2 protein-coding genes are annotated in these 2535 nt (G+C 40.8%); one reads left to right on the top strand and one right to left on the bottom strand.

Annotated elements, in window-relative coordinates; genetic code table 11:
• Nucleotides 1-986 (bottom strand): phosphoglycerate kinase (locus JZU62_RS05920; RefSeq protein ID WP_295012836.1); only part of this gene is annotated, 986 nt, incomplete at its 3' end.
• A gap of 131 nt (nt 987-1117) precedes the next feature.
• Here JZU62_RS05920 and JZU62_RS05915 point away from each other — a divergent pair.
• Nucleotides 1118-2535 (top strand): pyruvate kinase (locus tag JZU62_RS05915; RefSeq protein ID WP_295012834.1); only part of this gene is annotated, 1418 nt, incomplete at its 3' end.

The raw sequence follows: 2535 nt of genomic DNA, 5'->3' as shown, positions 1-2535 counted from the left end.
CCCATCGGTCCATTCCAGATGATCGTATTGGAGAGTTCAATCGCTTCGGAAAAGAGTTTGAGGGTTGCGGGACCGATGTCTACCGCATGGAACCCTTCCAATACATCCTGAACAGGAGTGATTTTAACATCGACGGGATGCTCTATCGAATCGGTGGCAACGACATCGACGGGGAGATAGATTTTTACCCCTTTTGCCTTGGCTTCACTCAAAACCTCTTTCGCCACTTCGATGAAATCATCTTCGACCAAGGAGGCTTTCATATCGTAACCGAGCGCTTTTAAGAACGTATTGCTCATGGCACCGCCGATGATGAGTTTATCGATTTTCGGCATGACCGCGGTGAGGAGCGTGATTTTAGAAGAGACTTTAGAACCGCCGACGACAAGGGCGATAGGTCGGATCGGTTTTTCGAGCGCTTTGGTAAACGCTTCAATCTCCCGCATCATCAAAAATCCCGCCACTTTGATCTGGGCAAAGTCGGCGATCCCATACGTTGATGCGTCTTTACGGTGGGAGGTTCCGAACGCATCATTGACATATACATCACACAAATCGGCTAGTTCTTTACAAAAAGCGGGATCATTTTTCTTCTCCCCTTCAAAAAAACGGATGTTTTCGAGCAAAAAGATCCGCTCAATCGAACAGTGGGCATTTTCTTGTTTGAGTGTTTCGAGATTATCGATAAACTCGATTTTCTTCTCCAACAGCCGCTCTAGACGCTTTTGGATATGGCGGAGAGTAAAACGCTCATCATACCCGTTCTTAGGTTGACCCAAGTGACTTACAAGAGTTATAGAGCATGCATTATGATCGATACAGTAGTTGATCGTCGGAAGCGCCGCTCGAATCCTGCTGTCATCAGAAATATTATACTGTCCGTCCATCGGGACGTTAAAATCGACACGAATCAAAACCTTTTTGCCTGTTACATCAATATCTCTAAGGCTTTTCACCCCACCCATGGTAACTATATTACTGATCATCGTTTCGCCTTTGTTTTGGATTATTTTGGCATTAAATACATTTTAAATATACTACACTTAAATTACTTATTATTGTTAATATATGTAAAGTTAATTTACACTATAAGTTATGTACGTAAAAGGATTATGAAATGAAAAAAGTTTTTTTAAATGAGTTATTAGAACGATTATTGGATCTAAACGATAAAATGAGATTAGGAGTCGATCAAAAAAATGATAATGTTTCATTGCAAAATATGAAGTACTATCTCAACCTCCGAAAATACGATTTTTCAGCCTTGCAGGATGATTTAACTAAAGTGGGGCTCTCCTCATTCGGTCGTTCACAAGCGCACATGGAAGCGAGTATTAATGTAGCGCTTGAGTTGCTCTCTCTCGCCCTCAAAAAAGAGCTTCATCCAGCCAAAATACATTTGAGTTATGAAGATTCACATGCCATGATGGATAAAAACAGCGAAATATTTTCGACATCCGCAGATAAAACCAAGATCATGATTACCGTCCCCTCGGTATATGACACAAAGTGGTTTCATAATCTTGCCGTTGAAGGGGTTCATCTTTTTCGGATCAATACTGCGCATGATTCCCCAAAGTCATGGAAAATGATGGCACAGGAGATTAAAAAGGCATCTTCTGAAGATACAAATTTAAAAATTTATGTTGACCTCGCCGGTCCGAAAATTCGTACAACCCTCAAAAAGTCTAAAAAATCAGGGAAACCGAAAAAAATAAAACTTTTTTGCGGCGATAAAGTATTGATCCACTCCACAACTTCATCGATATCCACTAAAGAGATGAAACACTGCGATGCAATTATAGGGTGTACATTAGAGAATATTGGGAGTTTGGTGAGCGTTGGGGATAAAGTTTTTATCGATGATGGAAAAATCGAATTGATTATCGACGAAATTCTGAACACCGATATACTTTGCACCCTCTTAACAAATAACAAGGAAGGGTCTAAATTTAAAGATGAAAAAGGGGTCAACTTTCCCAACAGCGACATTACCATACGTGCCATCTGTGATCATGATAAAAAGGTGTTGCCTCATATCTGTGAGTATGCGGATATCATAGGTATCTCCTTCGCACAGACACCGGATGATATAGTTGATCTTATTGATGAGTTGGAACGTTTAGGGAAAAAAGGTTCCATTTCTATCGTTGCCAAAATCGAAACGAAAAAAGGGGTTGAAAATCTCCCTGCTATCCTAGAGGCACTCATCCAGTACGGAAATTCGGGGATCATGATCGCGCGGGGAGATTTAGCCATCGAAATCGGTTTTGAAAACTTGGCGTATATGCAAGAAGAGATACTCGACCTTTGTACTGCAGCGCATATGCCCGTCATTTTAGCAACTCAGGTACTGGAAAATAAGATGAAAACCAATATCCCCAGCCGTGCTGAAATTTCGGATGTTGTTTTCGCCCATAAAGCGGAGTGTGTCATGCTAAACAAAGGTGATTATGAAGTAGAAACCATCAAAACGCTAACGACCATTCTAAAACAGATGGACTTGGTTTTTCGCAAAAACAAATTGCTCTATAA

This window comes from Sulfuricurvum sp., from assembly GCF_019163035.1.
GTDB lineage: Bacteria > Campylobacterota > Campylobacteria > Campylobacterales > Sulfurimonadaceae > Sulfuricurvum.
The sequence above is the reverse complement of the archived record's forward strand: the minus strand, read 5'-3'. Positions and strand labels throughout refer to the sequence as shown.